Below are 22,491 nucleotides of genomic sequence, written 5' to 3' on the forward strand. Positions count from 1 at the left end.
GGCCTCCCAGCCGACCAACCTCCCACCTGAATGCACGCATTCCAACTGTGGGAGCGAGCCTGCTCGCGAAAGCGGCCTCCCAGCCGACCAACCTCCCACCTGAATGCACGCATTCCAACTGTGGGAGCGAGCCTGCTCGCGAAAGCGGCCTCCCAGCCGACCAATCCCCAACTGAATGCACTCGGTCAAATTGTGGGAGCTGGCTTGCCAGCGATGGCGGCCTACCAGCCGACCAATCCCCACCTGAATGCACGCATTCCAACTGTGGGAGCGGGCTTGCTCGCGAAAGCGGCCTCCCAGCCGACCAACCTCCCACCTGAATGCACGCATTCCAACTGTGGGAGCGAGCCTGCTCGCGAAAGCGGCTCCCAGCCGACCAATCCCCAACTGAATGTACACACTCCAACTGTGGGAGCTGGCTTGCCAACGATGGCGGCCTCCCAGCCGACCAACCTCCCACCTGAATGCACGCATTCCAACTGTGGGAGCGAGCTTGCTCGCGAAAGCGGCCTCCCAGCTGACCAATCCCCAACTGAATGCACTCGGTCAAATTGTGGGAGCTGGCTTGCCAGCGATGGCGGCCTACCAGACAAAATCAAAACAACAGAGCAAACCCCGCAAATAAACATCACCCCGCAACCGCGTTTAAAGTACACGAACCGTTACGCCATACCGGCTACAACGCCTTGCGCCGTTACCTACGCGTACGCCAGAATCCGCCGGCTTACACGGCTATGGGGCGGGCTATATCGTATCCCTGTCACTGAAAATCAGTGATCGGGTTTGGTAGCCCGTCTTAAATTGTCGTTGTTGCGACACCTTCATTGCTGTTTCTTTTTTGAGATATGGCTTTGTATGGTGGGCATGCGTGGGGCTCATTCGTGAGCGCCGGGTTACCCAATTTGACCGGTCTACCAACCCGCGCATGGCCGCCACCCGCCGTTTGGTAGCGAGGGTGATGGCTCCTATTGTTCAAATTGGAGTTTCATTTATGTTCAAAGCCACACCCAACCCCCCGGACACCTCGATCCCATACGACCCAGCCCTCGACCCGCAGAAGATAAAAGCGGCAACCGACCGCGCCATCAACTTCTACCTCAACCCTGGCGCACTGAAGATCTCGATCCCTTCAACCTCGTCCTGTAAGTCCAACAGAATCTTCCTCATCGACCCCACCGTGGACGAAGAAACCTTGCTCGTCGAAGCCTGCGAATCCTTGGCCGCCGCCAGTTACATGGCCCGCGATATCGACAACCCACAGCGCCGGGCGATGCTGATGCTGCATCAGGTGATCATGCTCAGTGAACTGATGGTCAACCGGGTACTGGACGGCCGCCGCGTGCCGAACTAACTGCTCGGTCCCCTGTAGGAGCTGCCGAAGGCTGCGATCTTTTGATGTTGCTTTTAAAAAACAAGATCAAAAGATCGCAGCCTTCGGCAGCTCCTACAGGTCATCATTCTTCCAAAGTGCCTCGATCGGAGTTCCAGCTGATGTCCGAAACCAAGCCCAATCCGCCAATCACAGACCCGCTATCACCCTACGAATCCCTCAACTCCAGAAAACTCCACGAAGCCGCCGAACGCGCCCTCGACCACTACCTCGCACCCGCGCAAATCATGGCCACACCCTACACCCCCAGCAGCATGTTCCTGGTCAATCCACAAACCGACACCGAATCCCTGCTGGCCAACGCCTGCGAGTCCCTGGCCTCGGCCACGGTCATGCTCGGCGATTTCGCCGGAACGCTGGAGGGGCCGAGTCGTAATACGGTGTTGGGCATTGCGCAAGTGGTGATGCTGGGGGAGTTGGCGGTGAATCAGGTGCTGGATAATGTTGTGCCAAAGGAATAGGCGCTGACAGTTCTGGCCTCTTCGCGAGCAAGCCCGCTCCCACAGTGGATCTGCGTTGGTCACTGGTTAAGTGCCCGGCAAGATCCATTGCATGAGCGAGCCTGCTCGCGATTGCCATCAGATAAATCCCTATCCTTATCCGTTGTATTCAGATTGTCCTGAGTAGGTGGCTGTTGCGGGGTATCAAGCCCGGATTACCTGATGCCGTACCCGTTTGCCGTGTCGCCTCCAAAACCCAGATCTCTTAAAGCCTTCGTTTCTCCTGTGGCCGGATAAATCGCCCAGCGTTTGCCAGTGCCGGCCGAATCAGCCGCCCAGCACCATGCACTTTCTGTCGCTAAGCCCGCATAGGTGCTGATATATGAATGCCACTCCGCCAAGGACGGAATTCGCCCACCCTGATTAGCCGCCGCATTGCTGCATTGGGTATAGGTATTGAACGCGCCGGTTCCGAAGATTCGATACACATTCGAGACTGAAACAGGGTAGGACACCGTCTGGTTTGCACTATCTCGAACCGTAACGACAGCGGTACCGTTGCCTTTGGAAATCACCCGACCATTGGTGATATTCACTTCTGCGGCCGCTGAGTTGCTTGATGAGTATTGATAGGGTGGGACGCCCCCACTTGCCTGCCTGTCGACAAAACTGCCACCCGGAGGATTTGTGGGGGTGTGATCGGACCGGAAAATCCAGCCGCCAAGCGATACAGGCTCGGTATTGATAACCAGAGCAAGAGCCGCTTTGATCGTGTAAGTGCGCACAGGGAAGACCACTGCCTCGCTCTCATCCGTGCTCTTGCCGAACGCGGCTTTGAACTCCATGGTCAGCGGGCTGCCATCTTTGAGGTTTCTCAAACCTGCAAAGGCGATGCTCCGCTCGTAATAACCTTGAGTGATCCATTGGTCGCTGACATATGAGCCTGGTGCTTTATGGATCTCAAGGTTGTAGTTGCTGCCATCAGCGTTCGTCCCTTTCAGACGCAGCCAGACATATTGGCCTGTGGCGATCAACGGCCAGACGCCCATGCGATAGGTGGCATTAGCGGTCAATTTACTCACATCGAACTGTGAACCGGCGCCGTTGTTGTCGGCGTCCATGATCACCGGCAGGATCAAGCTTGAGCCCGGCAGGGTGCCGACATTCAACAACAGCGGCAACGAGGTCCGGGGCACAGCGTTGCGGGTCACGGTGTACGTCACGGTGACGGTTTTGCCCAGGTTGAATGCCAGCACGGTGACCGGCAGTTCGATTGTCAGCGTGGTTTCACTGATGGGTCTTGCCGGGGTAGTGTGCGAGCCGCCGGCGGCAGTGCCGGGTGCGCCGGTCCAGGTCACGCTGAGCAGATCGCTGAGCAGCAAGTCTTGCGAATCGATGTTGACGGTCAGGGCTTCCACGGCCTTGATCGGCTGCAAGGTAGTGCCATCGGCCTCGGCCTGCTGAACCTTCGGCCGGGTCAGCAGCACGGCTTCGCCGACAGTGAAATTCAACGTCCGCGAGTAGCTGACACGTTCCGGCGTGGCGCCTGCCGCCACCCTGAGGATTTCATACATCGCGTCCACAGTGCCGCCGCGATTGGGTTCGATGTGGGTCTGGACGAAGGTCGGGTTCAGGGTGAAATCGATGGCTCTACCGGCATTGAGCGAATTGATCGGCACCGAGTCGCTGGTCTTGCCGGTTTTCGAACCGCGCCAGGTATAGGTGACCTTGTCACCCGCTTTGGTGGGTTCGGCGGCAGCCGGGGCGGTCAGTTTGCTCGAACCGCCGGGCAGGTCGTCGGGTTCGAGTGTTCCGCCGGCCTCACCGAGGACGATGGGCGCGACCAGTTCCAGCAGCGGTTCACCCACCCGCAACAGAGCATGGTGCAGTGACTCGCGCTGAATGATGCCTCCATCGCTGCCCTCGGCCATCAGCACGTAGAACAAATCCAGCGTACCGCCCTCGATAGCTTTGAGGTGTTTGCCTTCGACGATGATCGGGATCGGTTCTTTGTCGTCGATATCGCCCTTGCTAAGGGTGTGCCAGTCCAGTTCCGGGTCGTAGACGCTGAAATCCTGGCGGGTGCCGACCCAGCGCAGAACGATGACCATGCCCTCCTGCATCATCGGATCGAAGGGGATGAAGGCGGTGGTGTTAACCAGATCAGGGTCAAGTGCCCCTTGTTGCGCATCCACGGCAATCGGCGCGAGCAGGCGTCGGGTTTCTCCGATGATACTGACGAAGCGCCCCTTGGAGGCGCGATCATCAGACCCGCTGCGTTCCACGCGATAACTGAACACGGCCTGGGTTTTGGCCAGCAAACGTATGTCGGCGCTTGGCAGGGCCAATTCGTAGATGTTGCCCACGCTGGTGAGTGGCTCGCCGCGGACTTCAACGCTGATCGATTCGCCGTCCAGCGTGGTGCCCTTGCCCAGACCGATGACCACATCACCGATCCGGAAGTCGGGTGCGTCGACCAATACCTGCAAGGTCAGCGGCGCATCTCCCAGTTTGTCCATGTCCACAACGCTATTGAAGGCCTCTTTGACCATGGGAGGCGACAGGCGCGTGTTGCCGGTATCGACGGCAATCTCTACTGCGGCGCACCAGTCTTCGGAACGGTTGTCGACAATGTCGTGTACTTCAAAGGCTACGGCCAGGCTGTCGGTATCGCCGGCTTCGAGGATGGTGGCCTTGTCGACATGGATGACCAGTGGATGGCCTTGCGGGTCATCGATGTGATCCTGGGTCACCCGTGGCGAATACAAAAACCAGCCGCCCCAGGTCAATTTGCAGCGGTCACCCTTGGCCATGTTGGGGTAGGGCAACAGGCTGCTACTGCCGGGTTTGGCCTTGATGATGATGTCGAGGCCGGTTTCGGCGATTTCCTTGTCCACGCCATCGTTGATGATCCGCGGATCGATGTACATGTTCAGCTCGGAATGCCCCGGGTCACTGCCGTTTTCATCCTTGCCGCCGGGTTGCTCGAGTTTGACGAAGATATCGACCGGAGGCAGCGAAGTTTCCGGAGACTGGCTGAATACCTTGACCCGATATTGCAGCGTATAGGCCCCGGTCGCGAACTTCCGGGGCGGGACATACAGGGTGACACGCTCGCCGACATCCTCTGGCTTGACGATGGTGGTCTGGTCGACCTGAACACCGTCGAGCAGCAGCTCGATGTAGTCACCTAAACCCATAAGTTGCCAAGGTGGACAATAGACTTTCAGCCCCTTGTCGGGCGCCAGCAACTGCGCAGCGGCAATATTGATCCCCCACACCCCCCCCTCCAGGGCCGGCTGCGTACGGTCGGGTATTTCCAGTTGCCGCAGAGTCTCGGGGGGCGGGAGGCGAGGGGGCTGAATAAGCATCCTGAAGACTCCAGGGCGTGGGAAGCAAAGGCTCTGGGTTATTTAGGGGCAGGTGGCGAGCGTTGGCTACTGTCAGAAATTACAGGTAAGGACGTATTTGCGATGAACGGTCGTGAGGCGGGGTTTGCATGCCTGAAACTGCTTCCCAGTAGGCGCTGCCGCAGGGTAGTCGACTCTGCGGTGAACCCCAACCTATGGCGAGGGAGTCTGCTCCCGCTGAGGCGCGCGGCGAGTTCATCCCCCATTCTGCTCAACAAAAATGCAGCCTCACGCTGAGCTGACTGTTCAGTTGTTTCCAGCGACTTCCCGACAAACGGTAAGCAAACCTAGTATTTCTGACAGTAGTCAGCTTTTTCCGCCAGGCATCTAATTGGGTCACAAACGTTCCACGCCATCGTCAGTCAACGGCCCGTTTTATCTTCACGACTGCCCTGCGCGAGGACACTGTCCGCTCAATTGCCGTGGAGTTTCGCAATGGTGCCCCCAGAAGAGTCGTCGATGAGTCCGCAACACGCGCGCGGCAATGACGAAACAAGTCTTGTGGTTATTCCAGAACCGATTGTTCCGGATATCCTGAAAGACGAAGAGGGTAATGAGAGCCCGGACGGGCTATTACCTCGCGATGTATTGAGTCGCGATTTGAAAATCACGATTCCGGCGTGGGACTTCTCGACAGAGCCGGAATTCGTAAAAGACGTCGTGTTGGTGGGCTTCAGGCGACGGGGGCTTCCCTTTGATGACGACACGGCGGGGGTGTTCCCGTTCGATATTCCCATTGATCCGGGTGACAAGATTGTTTCGGTGCCTCAAAGGGACCTGGCATCTGGCGTTTACGACCTGTCGTACAAGCTCAAGATTGGTGGCAACGACGCGGAATCGCTGAAAAAAACCATCACCGTCGATAGAGTGCCGCCGGATGACGGCCAGGAACCGGCGATGCTGGATCTGCTGGATCTTGAGGGTGACATCACCGATGACTATTTGGACGAGCACGGTCAGGTTCGTTTCAAAGTACGCCTCTATCTGGACGTGAAGGCCCGTGACCGGGCGATTTATTACTGGACGGACACCAACACGCCACCGGACTTCGAAACCGAAATCCGCGAGCAGGCGTTCAGTCAGTTGGATATCGATAACGATCAACTCATCATCACCGTCTACGCAGACGAAATTCGCCTGCGCGGTCATGGGCAGCGATACATCTATTATCGCTTGCGCGACTGGGCCGGAAACCGTGGACCGCGCTCGCGGCCGCTGCCTGTGTTCGTCGATCTGACCCCGGGGGTGCCCATTCACAAGCCTCCGCGCATCCCCCTGTCGGACAGAGGCTTGATCGATCGTCAGCACGCCCGGGAGGGGGCGGTCAACCAAAGGGCGGTAACGGTCGAAATCGATGCCTATGACAATCCGTTGAGCGGCGATCAGGTACTGCTGGACTGGGATGGCACTGTTCTGCCGCCGCAGGATGTCGACCCGGCCAACTTTCCTTGCGTGATCCCTGTGCCGTGGAGTGCGCTCACAGCCAAGGGGCTGGGTCCGGTGAATGCTCGTGTCACTTACCGCGTGCGCACAAGGGGCGTCGATAGCAAACCATCAATGGAAACCCTGGTATCGGTGAACCTGACGGTGGCAGGCCAGGATCACGCCAATGCGCCGGCGTTGTTGAACCCCAAGCTTGCCTTGCTGGAGATCTACGGCGCCAAATCCAAGGTGCTGAACACATTGCTTACCGAAGATTTCGGCGAGGACGCCGACGGCTTCCTGACCTTGTTCGACGCACCTGAACGAGGACACACGATCGAAGTTTATTGGGGGAGCATCAGTACGCCCGTGGCGAGATACATCGTCCAGACCGGTGACGTTGCCGGCAAGAGAGTGCCGTTCAATATTCCATGGTCGGTCATTGACCAGGACCGCCTGAACCCGGCGTTGCCGGTCCATTACACCACCAGCAATGGCGTCAACCAGCAGTTGGCGCCATTCACGCCCGTCAAGGTGTCGATCATCATTATCGAAGGTCTCCAAGAGCCTTCGTTCCCTGACGCTGGCATCAGTGGGACGCTTGACTGCTGTGCGAAACCGCGTCTCTGGGAGCGGGTGCGCGTGAGGATTGAAGGCAACCCGGTGTTTGACGAGAAGGACATCGTGACGTTGTTCTGGCAGGGATGCGCGGGACCGAATGGCACCACGCCCATTCCCAAGGCCGCGGAACGGTTCTCGACCACCTTGAGTGCGGATCAGGCAAGAAACGGTTTTGAAGTGCATGTGACCGATTACGAAAGATTGATAGCGCCGATGCAAAACCGGGGTTCGGCGTTATGTCATTACACCTTGAAAAAGTTTACGGGTGGACGGGGTGTTTCAAAAAAAGATTTCGTGATTATCAATCGAACCATGGCCAGTGGTGCAGTGTGCTCACCCACTAATGAAACCTGTACGGAACCGTAACGGGTATTTGATTAATTAAAGTGCATTAGCCGTTTTTAGTCGGGACAGTCACGAGTATTTATTCGTGGCTGACAGAGAGTGTTGTGCCCGCGTTTTGGGCGTTAGTTGATTGACAAAATTCCGGGCAGATAAAGCCCGTTTCTGAAGGAGCTGAAAAATGGCAAGTCCGAAACCATTGACGCCCGCTGAACAAAGTCGGGTCGATTATCTGAAAGTTCGCCGTGCTGTTACAAAAGCTGATGCACCCGTCATCAAAGTGCATCCAGATAACCCATTTCTAAGCGATACGTCGGATGATGAAGCCAATCAGATTCCGCTGAGCCAGCAGGGAAAGCCTTTCAAGTGTCTGGTTCCGAGACCTGCTGAGGCTGACGACCCGAAAGAGATACCGGGCTTCATTCATCTGACGTTTGACGGAAGTCCGATAGTCTCTACTCGATACGATTATGTTACGCCGCTGAACCCCGATATTCTTGAAATCGAAATGACGTTTCCTGTCGGATACACCGATAGGCCGGGGACACATGAGTTGGGATACTTTATCGATCAAGGCGGTAATGAGAGCAACTCTGAACCGTTGGAGTGCAATGTTGATAGAACTCCTCCACACCCGTTTTTTCCGGTTACTCTTCCGCAGGAAGTGATAGATGAAGGTATTACCAAAAAATATCTGGACGACATTGGTTTCGTAGCTATTAAGATTCCTGATTATGGAGATATGAGGATTGGCGATTTTATAGAGGTGTTATATGGGGACTCGATACCGTTGGCAGAGGTTGTCGATTCGATCACCCGGATTGATACCACCACTGAGATCGAGCTTGAACTTACCGCTGACCAAGTATTCAAGAAAGGTGAAGGGGATCACGCGCTTTTTTTCAGAGTCACCGACCGTAAGGGAAACCCAAGTGCTATTTCTCCATCAGTCCCCGTTACGGTCGTTCTGACAGACCCACCCGAGGGGCTGTTGCCCCTTGATATTCCGCTGTTGGACGGTGTCGGTGACGGTCTGGTCGATCTGGCGGATGCGCAAAACCCTTTGGGCGTGGGAATCGTTGACGAATACACCCACTACTTGCCGGGAGATGAGTTGGTGGTGACCTACGACGACATTCCGCAGATGGCGAAGCCCATCAGCGGGTTCCCGTGCTACGTCGATATTTCGTTCAAAAACGTGTTCAACAACGACCCTGGTGTAAAAACTGTAGCGGCCCGCTACCAAATCAAACGCGGCAGCACCTATTACCCGCCAACTCCGATTTCCAAAGATGTTCTCGTTGATTTGCGAAAGCCCGGTCTGCCGATTGATCCGGAAAATCCAGACCCGACCAATCCAATTCTGGCGTTGGTGACGGTTCAGGGTGATTCCGGAGGCCTAGTCAATACGTTGCGAGAAGCCGACAAAGATGGGGACGTTACTGTTACGGTCAATACCTATGCCGACGCCAAGGAAAATGACACCGTTCAACTTGAATATGCGGGCCAGCTTGTTTCTGAGGCGGATGGTGGCCTCGTTACGATTCCAAACACTATTCCCACATCGCTTGAGTGGAAAGTAAAGTGGGACGTTATTGCGGCGGCAGGTAACGGTGATCCAACGCACCCGATGGCTTACGTCATCGGTCATTCGCTGAACGACAACGTAGATATTTCAAAACCTCGGAATGTGGATGTGGAGATTCAAGTGGACACTGTCCCTGATCCGGCATTTTTACACCTTGATCCTAACTATACTGACTGGCTGAACTGCAAAGCCTTGCGTCTGGATCCCATCGAGGGTGTGGTGGTCGAGGTGCAGGTCCCGGGCGGGGAATTGGCACTGGCGAATCAAGAGCTGACATTCACCTATCAGGGTTATACCGACGACGGCGGTGCAAACCCCAAACCCGGGACAGACAAGGAGGTGCTCTACACACCGACAGATCAGGAGGCCGCGGCCGGCTTCATTGTGAAGATCCCATACGCGCCCTTGCTCGCGACTCTGAATGCGTGGGGTAGCGTCGGTTATACGGCTGTCATTAACGGGCGCGACGTTCCCTCCAAAGAGCATCTGGTCAAGGTGTACCTGGTCAATCCGGGTGATGGCGGAACTTGCCCGTTGCCTACCTGATTCAATGCGTTTCAAAGGAAACACGGGAGGCCGCTACGCCTCCCGTGTCCTCGCTGAAACGGTTGCTGAAACAGGCGGATCATTCCTCGAGCGGGAAAGGACTTTTCCGTCCGGAGCTAGGACTTCTCCTACATTTTTGCTTGACCCGGATAGGTATTGTTCGCGCCTTACAGTCTTTTGGCGTTTCTTCTGAAAGATGTGAGGTGATGAACATTCAGGAAGCCACGTCATGAACAAAAAACATGTTTCGCTGCAAAAAAATGCTGCGGCAGGACTCTTTAAAATGCTGGTCGTGCTGCCAGCATTTTTTTCTACCGGCGGGCATTCTTTTGCCGCCGTTATTGTCGATAACGGCAATACGCTGAATATCGATGCAAGCACACCACAGAGCGATTATCTGGTACGCAACGCAAGTGTGCTGAACATCGCGGGGGCCAGCACCCAGAGTCTGTCTGTCACGTCCGGATCAACGTTGAATATCAACGGCGCAACGGTCAATGCCGACAGTGGGCTGGTGGGTATCCGCATAACCGGCAGCACGGGTGATCTCACTCGCGCCATCGTGACCAGTGACTTTATGGGGCTGGCGGTCAATCGGTCTATCGGCTCGACCCTTAGCTCCAAGGTCACTGCAACCGACAGTCAATTCAAGGGTGGGGAAATCGGTGCTCAGGTCACCGGCTTGAGCACGCTCACGCTCATCAACAGTCAGGTGACGGGCACAGGGGCTGACAGTACCGGCCTGAACATATTGGGGGGGGATGTACGCGCCTCCGCAAACACGGTTATCAGCGGCGACAAGACCGGGGTGACTATGGGCAGGGATCCCTCGGGCCTGGGCAACAATTCACTGCGGCTCGACAACGCCAGTGTGGAAGGCCGCACCGGTGATGCGATTCTTGTGGACAAGGGCATCAATGCCACCCTTGAGGTGTTGAACCAGTCTTCCCTGACGGGGGGCAACGGCAACGTGCTGACGGTGCAGGGCGCTTCCACCGCGGGCATGTCTGTCAGCGACAGCACGCTGCAAGGCAACGTCAACGTCACCGGCAACAGTACCGCCAATCTCACCTTCGATCAGGGCAACATGAAGGGCGATGTGCTGGTCGAAAACGGTTCGACTGCCAACGTCACCCTGCAGAACAACTCGCAACTGACCGGCCGTCTCGACAAGGTCAACGGCGTGACCGTCAACAGCGGTTCTAGCTGGACCCTGACAGGCGCTGACACTGTAGGAACACTCGCCATGAATGGCGGGACGGTGCGCTTTGGTGCGCAGGATGTGCCAGATACGTTCTACCAGTTGAACGTCGGCACGCTGGCCGGCTCTCCGGATGGTTCCAGTACGTTCGAAATGAAGGGCAATTTCGCCACCGGTCAGCACGACTTCCTCAATGTCACGGGGGTAGCCAGCGGGCAATTCGGATTGCTGGTGGCCGCTTCCGGTCTGGACGCGCTGAACCCGCAGCAGTTGACCCTGGTGCACACCGCCGCCGGCGACGCGCAATTTGCCCTGAGAGGCGAGCATGTCGATCTGGGTACCTGGTCTTATAAACTTGATCGGCGAGAAGTGGGGGAGGGCGGAACGGAATGGTTTCTCGACCCGACCACCAAGACCATCAGCCCCGGGGCGAAATCGGTACTGGCGCTGTTCAACGCTCCGGTGACGCTGTTGTATGCCGAGGCGGCAACTTTGCGCAGCCGCATGGGCGAGTTGCGTTTCAATGGGGGTGACACCGGCCTGTGGATGCGCACCTACGGCAACAAGTACAACATCAGCGCCGCTTCCGGCGTGGGTTATCAGCAGACCCAGCAAGGGCTTTCTCTGGGGGCGGATACGCACCTGGGCGACAGTCTGTGGGTGGCCGGGATCATGGGCGGCTACAGCCATACCAACCTGGACGTCGCACAGGGGACTTCGGGTACGGTTGACAGCTACTATCTGGGCCCTTACGTGACCTGGATGAACAAGCAGAGCGGTTACTACTTTGATGCGCTGCTCAAGTTCAACCGCTTTCAGAGCGATACGAAAGTCGGCATGAGCGATGGCACCCGCGCCAAGGGCAGTTATGACAGCTCCGGTGTCAGCGCTTCGGCGGAGTTCGGTCGCCAGATCAAACTGGAGGATGGCTACTTCATCGAGCCGTACGGCAAACTGTCGACGGCGGTGATTCAGGGGCGCAACTTTGATCTGGACAATGGCATGGAGGCCGACGGCGATCGCAGCCGCTCGGTGCTGGGTGAAGCGGGCACCACTGTGGGCCGCAACTTCAACATGGGCAATGGCATGGTCGCCCAGCCTTATGTGCGCGTTGCGGTGCAGCACGAGTTCATCAATAACAACCGCGTGACGGTCAACGCTGATAATCAGTTCAACAACGACCTGTCTGGCACCCGTGGTGTGCTGGGAGCAGGCGTTGCAGTGGTATTGACCAAGGACCTGCAGGTGTATGCCGGTTACGACTACAGCCATGGCAAGTACATCAAGAAGCCGTATGACTTGAATGCCGGAGTGCGCTGGACCTGGTAAACCGCGTCACGATGTGAATACCTGAAAACGCCTCGCACCTGCGGGGCGTTTTTTTGTGCTGGCCTGCCGGGCAACCCGCTGTCCGGGCCGGCGGGTTGACCTGACACCTGCGACTCAGGTGAATCGCAACACGTTGATTTCCTGATGCCCGGACTCATGCGTGCCCCGCCAGTGCGGCCCGTCACGGGACACCTGGTAGAACAGATTCAGTGCACCGTTCTCCAGCACCCGCAGATTTTTTCCCGGCACGTACAAGGTCACGAGATGATTTTCCACGTCCTCCGGGCTGACGATGTGCCGAGCCTCATACAAGTAGGGAATGCCATTGGCCTTGGTGCCCAGCCAGGCCATGTTGACGATATCGTCCGTGGTCATGCCCGGGTACTGAATGTTCACGGTGGCCGATGTGATATCGGCGCTCACCGTATTGCCCGCGGCTTCGCTTAGGACCGGCGCGGGGATCCGGCCTTCCACGCTGGCGAGTTCGTGCCTGGAGGGGAGCGCAGAGCCGTCGTCCTTTTTGTAGCGCACATACGATACGTCTGCGGTTCCCATGGCAATCGCCCGGACCTGCGCATTCGGAATCTGAAATATGAGGATGCTGGGGAAGCTTTCCACCCTCTGGGATTGTCGGTTGGGCAACGGAGCACCGGTGGGTGGTGTGCCTACCCAGGTCATGGTGACGGTGTCACCCACCTCGAAATCGCTGGTGGAGGCGCGAACATGTACGTTGACATCGCGATTGTTCAATTTGTCGAGATCAATGATGCCGTTGACTGACTCCTGGATAATCGGCTCATCCAGCTGCCGGATTCCGGACATGACTTTGACTGGGGTTCTCAGCGACCACTTCTCGGAGTGGTTGAATACCTCGTCATGGATCCCGTAATGCACCACCTGAGCGTTGCCGTCGCCACCGGCCACAATATCGTCCTGGTGTGCGGTGATCTCGATAGGTGCCGTGCCGGCTGCCTCATCGGCGCTGACGGTATGAGGTGGCAAGAAGGCATTGCCCCATTGCACCTGGATAACGTCGCGCACGGCGATGTTCGGGTAGGGAGGAATAACCATCGGCACACCCTTGGCTGCCCAAACCGCATCCACGCCGTTAACGATGACGTCGCGCGGCAGCTGCACGATGTGCAATTTTGCATGTCCGGGCAAATGGGGTTCATCGTCTTTGCCGCCTGGCAGATCCAGCTTCACCAATATTCGCAAGGGCGTGGCGGGCTCGTCGGGGCTGGTGCTGCCTGCGCGGGTCAGTACGTAGTAGACCTCGTCGACCCAGCCGGGAAGGATGTTCGTCACAGGCAGGAAGAAAAACACCGGTTGGTTGCTGCCGTCTTCGTCATCCTGCAGCACCCGGGTAAAGATCTTGTGGTCCTTGCCCCAATAGATATCGAGCGTGTCACCTTTGCGCATGGGTTCGGCGTAGGCATCGACGGCGCAGAACAAACCGTCGGGAAACTGGTAGTAGGTTTTGCAGTTGATACCGCCGTCCCCATCGACGATCGGCTCTATCATCGCCGAAATCCGCAAGGGACGCAGTTTCAGCCCCGGAACTTCAGTCTGCAATCTTGGAAACAGGAAGGAGTGAAAGTGTGTCATGACGAAAAACCTCAGCGAAGGACATGTGGCTCTGCGAGGAAGGCGTTGATTGATTGGGCCTGATATGGCGAATGTTGCCTACTGTCAGAAATAACAGGTAGGAGGTTTTTTCCGACGATCGGTCAGTGCCAAGGCACTTGGATAACTGGCTCGAAACCCAGGAGATAGACAGCATGAGGCGCTGTATCGGGGATAAATGCAGATGTAGCGGGGGCGGCGGTATTCAGGATTTATCCAAAGTCTTTTGCCGAAGGATGTACACCGTCACCAACACCGCGCTGGTCAACATGAACCCCCGTGCCCACGGCAGCGGCACCAGGTAGCACGAGAACAGAATGCTCGCCCACATCAGCCCGATCGCGTAGACCTTGCCCTTGAGCGGAATGCCGTTGCCGTCGAGGTAGTCGCGGATCCATGGCCCGAGCTTCGGGTGCTCGACCAGCCATTGATAGAAACGCGGAGAGCTGCGCGCGAAACAGGCGGCCGCCAGCAAAAGGAAAGGGGTGGTGGGCAGAACCGGCAGGAAAATCCCGATCACCCCCAATGCCACGCTGAGCCAGCCGACGGCCAGCAGGAAGTAGCGCAACATCAGGGAGCGGTTGCCTATGGGGTTGTCCATAGGCCGGATCTTAGTGGTGACGTGGCTTGAGGATCGCCGGTTTTTCGTCTGGCGCCTGGCACAGCAGGTACAGCGCGGTCAGGGCTTCCGGGATCTGCACGATCATGTCGTCCATCAGGTTGGCGTCCTTGGCGATGTCTTCGAACTCTGGCTGCTCGTCGAACAAGCCCGAACCGACCATGATCGGCAGGAGCATTTCGCTGACTTCTTCTTCAGCGGTTTCGAACCAGGCCGCTTCACGCAGGAATACGCCTTCCATGAAGCCGATGCACCAGCCGCGCAGTTCGGAGTCGTCCGGCTCGTCGCCCAGGTCCAGGTCGCACGGCAGTTCGAATTCTTCGTCGGACGCCAGTTGACGGGCGATGTGTGCCTTGAGACCAATCAGCGTGGCTTCGATTTCTTCGCGCTGGGCTTCGCTGCTGTAATGCGGCTCTTCGGCGAACAGGGCGTCGATCCACTCACGCTCCGGTACGTCTTCTGCACAGATTGACAGGGCGGTCAGGTAACCGTGGGCGGCCACGTAATCCAGCGCCTCTTCGTGCAGCTCGTCGGCGTCGAGAAAGACTTGCAGGCGGGTTAGTTGCTCAGCGAAGGACATTACGGGGCTACCTTGGGGGAATAAACAATGCGGGAATTCTAGGCCTTCTTGAGCGCTCAAGCCAGCCGCACGGCAGATTTGCCGCAATTACAGGCAACACGAATATCCCTGTGGGAGCGGGCTTGCTCGCGAATACGGCGTATCAGACACTTTTGCATCGACCGGCACGCCGCCTTCGCGAGCAAGCCCGCTCCCACAGGGTTTTCGTGTTGGCGGCTAGCGGAGTCTTATCAGCGGCACCCTGTGCCGGGGAACGCTCGGGTATACTGCCGCGTTTTGCGCTCCCTGCTCGTATTGCGGCTGTCATTGCAATGCGCTCTTACGTTTTGTTTAAGCAGCTGTGGCTGTCCTGAACCAGCCTGTGCAGGGATGTTTCGGTAGATTTTTGGAGTTTTTATGCTCGAACAGGCTCAACGCGTCCTCAAGGACATCTTCGGCTACGACAGTTTCCGTGGCCGTCAGGGTGCAATCATTGAGCGCGTGGCCAGCGGCGGTGATGCGCTGGTGCTGATGCCTACCGGTGGCGGCAAGTCCTTGTGCTTCCAGGTCCCGGCGTTGCTGCGCGAAGGCCTGGCGGTGGTGGTGTCGCCGTTGATCGCGCTGATGGACGATCAGGTCGCCACCCTCGAAGAGCTGGGCGTGGCCGCTGCGGCGCTGAACTCCACGTTGAGCGCCGAACAGCAGCGCGATCTGGCGGCGCGGATCAAACGCGGTGAAGTGAAGATGCTCTATCTGGCGCCCGAGCGTCTGGTGCAGCCGCGCATGCTGTCGTTCCTGCAAGGCTTGAACATCGCCCTGTTCGCCATCGACGAAGCGCACTGCGTGTCGCAATGGGGCCATGATTTCCGCCCGGAATACCTGCAACTGGGCCAGTTGGCGGAAATGTTCCCCGACGTACCGCGCATCGCCCTGACTGCCACCGCCGACAAGCGTACCCGCGAAGAAATCGTCACCCGCCTGCACTTGCAGAACGCCGAGCGTTTCCTGTCGAGCTTCGACCGCCCGAACATCTTCTACCGCATCGTGCCCAAGGAGCAGCCGCGCAAGCAGTTGCTGGCGTTCCTTGCCGAACGCCGCAGCGATGCCGGCATCGTCTATTGCCTGTCGCGCAAGAAGGTCGAGGAAGTTGCCGCGTTCCTCAGCGAGCAGGGCTTCCCGGCGCTGCCGTATCACGCCGGTCTGCCCAATGATCTGCGCGCCTACCACCAGAAACGCTTCCTCAACGAGGAAGGCCTGATCATGGTCGCCACCGTGGCGTTCGGCATGGGCATCGACAAGCCCAACGTGCGTTTCGTCGCGCACCTCGATCTGCCGAAATCCCTGGAAGCCTATTACCAGGAAACCGGGCGCGGCGGCCGTGATGGCCTGCCGGCGGATGCGTGGATGGCTTACGGTCTGCAAGACGTGGTGATGCTCAAGCAGATGCTGCAGAACTCCGAGGGCGACGAGCGCCACAAGCGTCTGGAGCAGCACAAACTCGACGCGATGCTCTCGCTCTGCGAAGAAACCCGCTGCCGCCGCCAGACCCTGCTGGCGTACTTCGACGAAGACATGCCCGAGCCGTGCGGCCACTGCGACAACTGCGTCGATGGCGTGCAGACCTGGGACGCCACCGAGCCGGCGCGCCAGGCACTGTCGGCGATCTATCGCACCGGCCAGCGCTATGGTGTCGGCCATCTGGTGGACGTGTTGCTGGGCAAGGACAACGAAAAGGTCCGCAGTTTCGGTCATCAGCACCTGTCGGTGTACGGCGTCGGCAAGGCGCTGAGCGAGAGCGAATGGCGCTCGTTGTTCCGGCAACTGGTGGCGCGTGGTCTGGCCGACGTCGATCATGAAGGCTACGGGGGCCTGCGCCTGAGCGACACCTGCCGGCCATTGCTCAAGGGCGAAGTGAGCCTGGAGCTGCGCCGCGACCTCAAGCCGCAAGTCACCGCCAAGACCGCCAGCAAGAGTCCGGCCAGTCAGCTGGTGCGTGGCGAAGAGCGCGAACAGTGGGAAGCCTTGCGTGCACTGCGGCGCAAACTCGCCGAGGAGCATGGCGTGCCACCGTACGTCATCTTCCCCGACTCGACCCTGCTGGAAATGCTCCGCAGCCAGCCGACCTCGCTGGCCGACATGGCGCGGGTCAGCGGCGTTGGTGCGCGCAAGCTGGAACGTTACGGCGAGGCCTTCCTCGAAGTGCTCGGCGGCGAGGCCGAAGCGCCGAAAGTGGTGGCCGACGTGCGCCACGAACTGATCACCCTGGCCCGCGCCGGCATGACCCCGATGCAGATCGCCGGGCAGTTGCAGTGCTCGGAAAAGAACGTCTACACGATGCTCGCCGAGGCCATCGGCAAGCAACAGTTGTCGCTGGAGCAGGCGCTCGACTTGCCTGAAGAACTGATGGGCGAAGTGCAGGACGCGTTCCTCGACGGCGAGGGCGAGTTGCCGTCGGTCGCCGAAGTGGCCGAGCTGTTCGCCGGTCGCGTTCCGGAGGGTGTTCTTTACTGCGTAAGGGCTGCGCTGCAATCTGAATTCGAAATGTAAGACGGCGATTGCGCCAACCGTCAGGCAGTTGTAACGATTCAGTACAGGTCGGCTCTTGCCTATAGCCAAATGTCATGCTTAGCTGACTAATAATTAGTTTTTCTCTATTTGTCAGTCTACTCATGAGTGTTTTATGCCGTTAACCGATCAACACCGCTTTGGCATGCAATTGGCCCAGATGTCTCGTGGCTGGCGTGCCGAACTGGATCGCCGGCTGGCCGGTCTGGGCTTGTCCCAGGCGCGCTGGCTGGTGCTGCTGCATCTGGCGCGTTTCGAAGACGCGCCGACCCAACGCGAGCTGGCGCAAAGCGTCGGTGTCGAAGGGCCGACCCTCGCGCGCTTGCTCGACAGCCTGGAAAGCCAGGGCCTGGTGCAACGTCAGTCGGTGATGGAAGACCGCCGGGCGAAAAAAATCGTGCTCTGCGCTCCGGCGCTGCCGCTGATCGAACAAATCGAAACCATCGCTACACAGTTGCGTCACGAATTGTTCGAAGGCGTCGACGAGGCGGATCTGAAGGTGTGCATGCGCGTTCACGGGCACATTCTGGGCAACCTGGAAAAATCTTGAGGCATAAACCGCGCGCCGGTTTTTTGAGGGATCGCGCAGAGCAGACTATAAGAACTACTGGGCAATATCGTGTTCGTACCGGATGTGCGAACGCATAGAAACCGGTTTTGCTTATTTAAGGGATGCTCATGCTCGCAAGTCGGCACGTTGTACTGCGCGGTGGCGCCAGATGGCTGCTGGTCGCTGGTGTATTCAGCTATTCGACCTGGTCGATGGCGCTGGGGTTGGGGGACATTACCGTCCACTCAGCCCTCAATCAGCCGCTCAAGGCCGACATCGCCCTGGTGGATGCCGCGGGCCTCAGTGCCAGCGACCTCTCGGCCAGCCTGGCCACCGCGGATGAATTCGCCCGGGCCGGGGTCGAGCGGGTGTTCTTCCTCAATGACCTCAAGTTCACCCCGATCCTGCATGGCAATCGCCAGATGATCCGGGTGACCTCGCGCAAACCGGTCAATGAACCCTTTCTGAATTTTCTGGTGCAGCTCGATCAGCCCAATGGCCGCCTGCTGCGCGAGTACACGCTGCTGATCGATCCGCCCGGATCGCCAAGCATCGTGCCGGCCTCCGACGAGCCCGATCCACGTCCGCAATCTTCTGAATTTCCCACCGTCGAACCTGCCACGGCGGCGCCTCAGGCTGCTCAGGGCAAGCGCGACGCCGCCCCTTCAGCGCCACCCCCTCCGGCGACGGCGGCGCCAGCCAACGATGCCGTGGCCGAGCAATTGGCGGCCAGCGCGTTACTCAATCAGCAGCTGCAAAAGACCGTCGAGGAACTCAACACAAAACTGCAGGCGCAGGATATCCAGCTAGCCGACGGCAAAAAGCAGATCAGTGATCTGCAAACGCGTTTGAGCGAACTGCAACAGCCGCCGGCACCGGCCCTCACGCCGCCAACTCCCGCGCCAGTCACCACTGCGCCTGAAGCTGCCGACGATGGTCTCAACTGGCCGCTGCTCGGTGGCTTGCTGATGCTGCTGGGATTATTGGGTGCCGGGCTGTTCGTACGACGTCGGCGGCAACTGGTGGAGGGCGCGGCGCCACTGGCAGCTCTGCCGGCAGATCGGCAAACAGATCCTGAAGACCCGCCAACCACTCAATCGGCGAGCATCCGCGCAGCCACCGAACACCGTGAAGAACCGGCGGCCGGCGATGTGCTGGAGGCGGTGGGGATCTATCTGGCTTATGGTCGTTTGAGTGAGGCGGTCGGGTTGTTGCGCAATGCCATGGACAAGGAGCCCGAGCGCACCGAATTGGGTGTGCAATTGCTCGAAGTGCTGGGGCGGCAGGGCGACAGCGCTGCTTATGAACAACAGGAACACCGCCTGCGTGATGCCGGGGTGGATCCTCAGCAACTGGCTGCGATCCGAGAGCGGCATTCAAAATTGACCGGCGCTGCGCCGATAACCCCGGTGCTGCCAATTGCCGCCGCCGCAGCGGTGGCGCCTGCGCCACCGGCGGCCGAGGATGATTTCGAGTTGAATCTGGGTGAGCTGTCGATGGCGTCCAGTTGGGATCTTGAAGACAGTCGTTCGACACCTGAGCAGCCCGTAGAGCGGACTGCATCGAACTCCGATCTCGAGATCCTGCCGCCGGACTTCGAGCTGCCCGAAACGGTGGCCAGCGAAGAGGCGGAGCTGGAGTGGATCCCCGAACCGGACGCGCAGCCGCTGGACGATGACTTTCTTAACGAATTCGGCGACCCGGGCGAGTTGCTGGCGCTGGAGCCGCTGGATCTAGCGGCGACTGAGCCGGAACACGGCTCGGAGAAACTCGAACAGGCACAGACCTGCATTGATGATGGGGATATCGACAGCGCGATTGCCTTGCTCAATGAGTTGCTCAAGGAAGGGGATGAACCCCTCAGGCAAACGGCACGGACGTTACTCGCGGGTATTCGCTGATGGTTGAGTCACCGGAATTGTGCGGTGACCGGACTATCGCCTTCGCGAGCAAGCCCGCTCCCACAGTTGGAATGCGTTCCAGTGTGGGAGCGGGCTTGCTCGCGAAGGCGGCCTGGCAGGCAATATAGATCCACCTGAATGATCAGAACGTCTGCCCCAGATTCAAATAAACCGCCTGCTCATTCGCATCATTCAAGCCATACGTGAAATTCAACGGCCCCAACGGCGTATCGAAGCCGATGAACACACTGGCGGCATTGATGTAGCCACTGTCGAATTGATTGTCGTTGTTCCACGCCCGGCCACGTTCCAGCGAAGCTCCGGCATACAGCGGGAAGTCCAGCGGCAGATAGGAACGCGGCGTCAACCGGCGGTAATACACCGGGCGCATCAGGCTGACGTTTTGCCCGGAAATAGAATCCTCGCGAAAGCCTGATAACTGCCGCGCACCACCGAGCAGGAAGCTCGACGTCACCACATTGGCATCGTCCAGCGTTCGGCCATAACGGCCGCCGAGAATCAGTGTGTCCGGGCCATGGCTCATGGCTTTATCGAGCTTGAATTCCCACTGCCGGTAGCGCGTGTCCGAGCCGAGGCCCGGTTCGAATTGCATCAGGGTCAGGCTGACGTCCTTGCCCTCGTGGGGGAAGTAGACGTTGTCCAGCGAGTCGAACGAGTACTTCAGCGAGTAGAACCCTTCAGTGAAGTTTTCTCTCGGCAGGTCCTGATCGCCGATGCGCACATCCGCTTTACCCCAGGCCTCGCCGACCCCGAAGCGGATTTCACCGTTATTGCCGATCTGCCGGCCGAAATTGAGGCCGAAACCGTAGCGTTCGACGCGATATTGGGCGATCGGGTCGTTGTCGAGCACCGCATCGACGTTCTGCGCTTCAAACGCAGCATACGGGGCGACGAAGTAGCGCGAGCCGACGTCCAGCGGCTGATAGAACTCGGTGTAGAGCTCCTGTTTGTCGCCGATTTGTGCGCGGGTCAGCCATTCCGCGCCGAGGCGGTTGATGCCGTTGATGCGGTAGCTGGCGCCGAGATTGAAGGCGCTGTCACCGCGCATGTCGTCTGACAGGTTCAGGCCGACCCGCAGGTAATCGGTGCCGCTGCGTTTGCCCCGGGCGCTGATCACTAGCGTGTGATCCTGGCCCTTGTGCACTACGCGGTACTGCACCTGTTCGAAGTAATCCAGGCCGTACAGCGTGCCCATGTCCGAGTGCAGTCGGCCCAGATCCAGCGGCTCGCCGATCGGCTGACGGATGTAATAGCGAATCACCTCATCGCCGACTTTCGAGTCGTTCTCGACCCTGATCGCGGTGATGATCGGCGTGCGCTGGCCTGGGGCGCGGGCCGCATTGAGTTCGGCGTCTTGAGATTGCTGAGGTTTGAGCTGAGCGAGGCGGGCGTCGAGAATCCGCGTGGCGCGGTAACCGGCGTCAATCATCTCCTGGGCCTTGCCGAAATCGGTCACGCCGAATGCCGCCAGCGCCGGCTGGATCAGCACGTCGGTGGGTTTGAGGGCGGCCAGTTGCTCTTCGGAGTTGCGCCGGGTCATCAGGGTGATCGACTGGTTCAGCACATCGACCACGGTCGTCAGTTGTTTGCGGTTGCGCAGCGGCGTACCGATGTCGACCACGATTGCCACGTCGACACCCATCTCCCGCGCGACGTCGAGCGGGATGTTGTCAGTCATGCCACCGTCCACCAGCAGCCGACCGTCCAGTTCGACCGGGGCAAACACCGCCGGAATCGACATGCTGGCGCGGATCACCTGCGGCAAGTGACCTTTGCGGAACACCACTTTTTCGCCATTGGCGATGTCGGTGGCGACGGCGCGGAACGGGATCGGCAGCTTGTCGAAGTCGCGGGTGTCACTGGTGTGCGCCAACAGGCTTTCCAGCATCAGCGCCAGGTTCTGGCCCTGAATCACCCCCAGCGGCAGGCCGAGGCTACCGTCATCGCGAAAACTCAGCTGCTGTTTCACCAGAAAATCGCGGTCGTCCTGCTTGCGGCGAAACGGCACGTCTTCGCGTGGCGGCGCGTCGGACAGCGCCTGCTGCCAGTCGATGTTCAGCGCGAGTTTTTCCAGTTCATCGATCTTGTAGCCCGAGGCATACAGGCCACCGACCACCGCGCCCATGCTGGTGCCGGCAATCGCATCGATCTTGATGCCTTGCTCCTCAAGCGCCTTGAGCACGCCGATGTGCGCCAGGCCACGGGCGGCGCCACCGGACAGCACCAGGCCGACTTTCGGGCGGGGCGCTTCGGCGGCATGCACGGTGACATTAGCAAAGAGGGGCAGGAAGCCAAGCAGCAGGCAGAACAGCAAACGGCGCATGGTGAGTCTCGGGGCAAGCGATAAAGCCGGCTATTATA

Annotated in this window: 13 protein-coding genes; 8 read left to right on the forward strand and 5 right to left on the reverse strand. The window is 58.7% G+C overall.

Annotated features, from left to right (window positions below):
* Positions 1-991: 991 nt before the first annotated feature.
* Together J1G18_RS23030 and J1G18_RS23035 are read left to right on the forward strand one after the other, a co-directional pair.
* Positions 992-1,351, forward strand: coding sequence for a DUF6124 family protein (locus tag J1G18_RS23030; protein ID WP_223008622.1), 360 nt, complete (start codon positions 992-994; stop codon positions 1,349-1,351).
* 140 nt (positions 1,352-1,491) lie between these two features.
* The gene (locus tag J1G18_RS23035) at positions 1,492-1,851 is read left to right on the forward strand and encodes a DUF6124 family protein (protein ID WP_183781754.1); all 360 of its coding nucleotides are present in this window, start codon (positions 1,492-1,494) and stop codon (positions 1,849-1,851) included.
* A gap of 194 nt (positions 1,852-2,045) precedes the next feature.
* Here the strand turns inward: J1G18_RS23035 and J1G18_RS23040 are convergent, their stop codons facing one another.
* Entirely contained in the window at positions 2,046-5,201 is a 3,156-nt protein-coding gene (locus tag J1G18_RS23040) for a hypothetical protein (protein WP_223008624.1), read from the reverse strand.
* A 498-nt stretch (positions 5,202-5,699) separates the two neighbouring features.
* Here J1G18_RS23040 and J1G18_RS23045 point away from each other — a divergent pair, with 498 nt between their 5' ends.
* The 3 genes from J1G18_RS23045 to J1G18_RS23055 all read left to right on the forward strand — a co-directional run bounded on the left by J1G18_RS23045 (position 5,700) and on the right by J1G18_RS23055 (position 12,289).
* Complete coding sequence (locus J1G18_RS23045) at positions 5,700-7,649, forward strand: hypothetical protein (protein ID WP_167797067.1); 1,950 nt, start codon at positions 5,700-5,702, stop codon at positions 7,647-7,649.
* A 157-nt stretch (positions 7,650-7,806) separates the two neighbouring features.
* Positions 7,807-9,759: a hypothetical protein gene (locus tag J1G18_RS23050; protein WP_223008626.1), complete on the forward strand. Its 1,953-nt coding sequence runs from the start codon at positions 7,807-7,809 to the stop codon at positions 9,757-9,759.
* Positions 9,760-10,042: 283 nt separating this feature from the next.
* Positions 10,043-12,289: an autotransporter outer membrane beta-barrel domain-containing protein gene (locus J1G18_RS23055; protein WP_262415655.1), complete on the forward strand. Its 2,247-nt coding sequence runs from the start codon at positions 10,043-10,045 to the stop codon at positions 12,287-12,289.
* A gap of 114 nt (positions 12,290-12,403) precedes the next feature.
* On the opposite strand, the gene J1G18_RS23060 is transcribed toward J1G18_RS23055, so the two are convergent.
* From J1G18_RS23060 to J1G18_RS23070, 3 genes are all read right to left on the reverse strand, one after another.
* Positions 12,404-13,897 carry a hypothetical protein gene (locus J1G18_RS23060; RefSeq protein ID WP_223008636.1) on the reverse strand — a complete coding sequence of 498 codons (1,494 nt, stop codon included), beginning with the start codon at positions 13,895-13,897 and terminating at the stop codon, positions 12,404-12,406.
* A 223-nt stretch (positions 13,898-14,120) separates the two neighbouring features.
* On the reverse strand, positions 14,121-14,516 hold the full coding sequence (locus tag J1G18_RS23065) for a YbaN family protein (RefSeq protein WP_098967773.1): 396 nt from the start codon (positions 14,514-14,516) through the stop codon (positions 14,121-14,123).
* Positions 14,517-14,526: 10 nt separating this feature from the next.
* Complete coding sequence (locus J1G18_RS23070; RefSeq protein WP_007962155.1) at positions 14,527-15,114, reverse strand: YecA family protein; 588 nt, start codon at positions 15,112-15,114, stop codon at positions 14,527-14,529.
* Positions 15,115-15,510: 396 nt separating this feature from the next.
* Here J1G18_RS23070 and recQ point away from each other — a divergent pair, with 396 nt between their 5' ends.
* The 3 genes from recQ to J1G18_RS23085 all read left to right on the forward strand — a co-directional run bounded on the left by recQ (position 15,511) and on the right by J1G18_RS23085 (position 20,109).
* Entirely contained in the window at positions 15,511-17,640 is a 2,130-nt protein-coding gene (gene recQ / locus J1G18_RS23075) for a DNA helicase RecQ (RefSeq protein WP_097090179.1), read from the forward strand.
* A 133-nt stretch (positions 17,641-17,773) separates the two neighbouring features.
* The gene (locus J1G18_RS23080; protein WP_027613988.1) at positions 17,774-18,208 is read left to right on the forward strand and encodes a MarR family transcriptional regulator; all 435 of its coding nucleotides are present in this window, start codon (positions 17,774-17,776) and stop codon (positions 18,206-18,208) included.
* A 128-nt stretch (positions 18,209-18,336) separates the two neighbouring features.
* Positions 18,337-20,109 (forward strand): FimV/HubP family polar landmark protein, encoded by a 1,773-nt coding sequence (locus J1G18_RS23085; protein WP_210557848.1) that lies wholly within the window; start codon positions 18,337-18,339, stop codon positions 20,107-20,109.
* 142 nt (positions 20,110-20,251) lie between these two features.
* Here J1G18_RS23085 and J1G18_RS23090 read toward each other — a convergent pair whose 3' ends face one another.
* A complete protein-coding gene (locus tag J1G18_RS23090) occupies positions 20,252-22,453 on the reverse strand; it encodes a patatin-like phospholipase family protein (RefSeq protein ID WP_223008638.1) in 2,202 nt (733 codons plus the stop codon).
* Positions 22,454-22,491 lie beyond the last annotated feature (38 nt).

Source organism: Pseudomonas sp. MIS38 (assembly GCF_019891575.1).
GTDB lineage: Bacteria > Pseudomonadota > Gammaproteobacteria > Pseudomonadales > Pseudomonadaceae > Aquipseudomonas > Aquipseudomonas putida_A.

Bases quoted from the DNA above. Each gene is read 5' to 3' on its own strand.
- J1G18_RS23055 (WP_262415655.1), top strand. From the start codon at position 10,043: ATGCTGGTCGTGCTGCCAGCATTTTTTTCTACCGGCGGGCATTCTTTT.
- J1G18_RS23060 (WP_223008636.1), bottom strand. From the start codon at position 13,897: ATGACACACTTTCACTCCTTCCTGTTTCCAAGATTGCAGACTGAAGTT.
- recQ (WP_097090179.1), top strand. From the start codon at position 15,511: ATGCTCGAACAGGCTCAACGCGTCCTCAAGGACATCTTCGGCTACGAC.
- J1G18_RS23030 (WP_223008622.1), top strand. From the start codon at position 992: ATGTTCAAAGCCACACCCAACCCCCCGGACACCTCGATCCCATACGAC.
- J1G18_RS23045 (WP_167797067.1), top strand. From the start codon at position 5,700: ATGAGTCCGCAACACGCGCGCGGCAATGACGAAACAAGTCTTGTGGTT.
- J1G18_RS23050 (WP_223008626.1), top strand. From the start codon at position 7,807: ATGGCAAGTCCGAAACCATTGACGCCCGCTGAACAAAGTCGGGTCGAT.
- J1G18_RS23070 (WP_007962155.1), bottom strand. From the start codon at position 15,114: ATGTCCTTCGCTGAGCAACTAACCCGCCTGCAAGTCTTTCTCGACGCC.
- J1G18_RS23090 (WP_223008638.1), bottom strand. From the start codon at position 22,453: ATGCGCCGTTTGCTGTTCTGCCTGCTGCTTGGCTTCCTGCCCCTCTTT.
- J1G18_RS23040 (WP_223008624.1), bottom strand. From the start codon at position 5,201: ATGCTTATTCAGCCCCCTCGCCTCCCGCCCCCCGAGACTCTGCGGCAA.
- J1G18_RS23035 (WP_183781754.1), top strand. From the start codon at position 1,492: ATGTCCGAAACCAAGCCCAATCCGCCAATCACAGACCCGCTATCACCC.
- J1G18_RS23080 (WP_027613988.1), top strand. From the start codon at position 17,774: ATGCCGTTAACCGATCAACACCGCTTTGGCATGCAATTGGCCCAGATG.
- J1G18_RS23065 (WP_098967773.1), bottom strand. From the start codon at position 14,516: ATGGACAACCCCATAGGCAACCGCTCCCTGATGTTGCGCTACTTCCTG.
- J1G18_RS23085 (WP_210557848.1), top strand. From the start codon at position 18,337: ATGCTCGCAAGTCGGCACGTTGTACTGCGCGGTGGCGCCAGATGGCTG.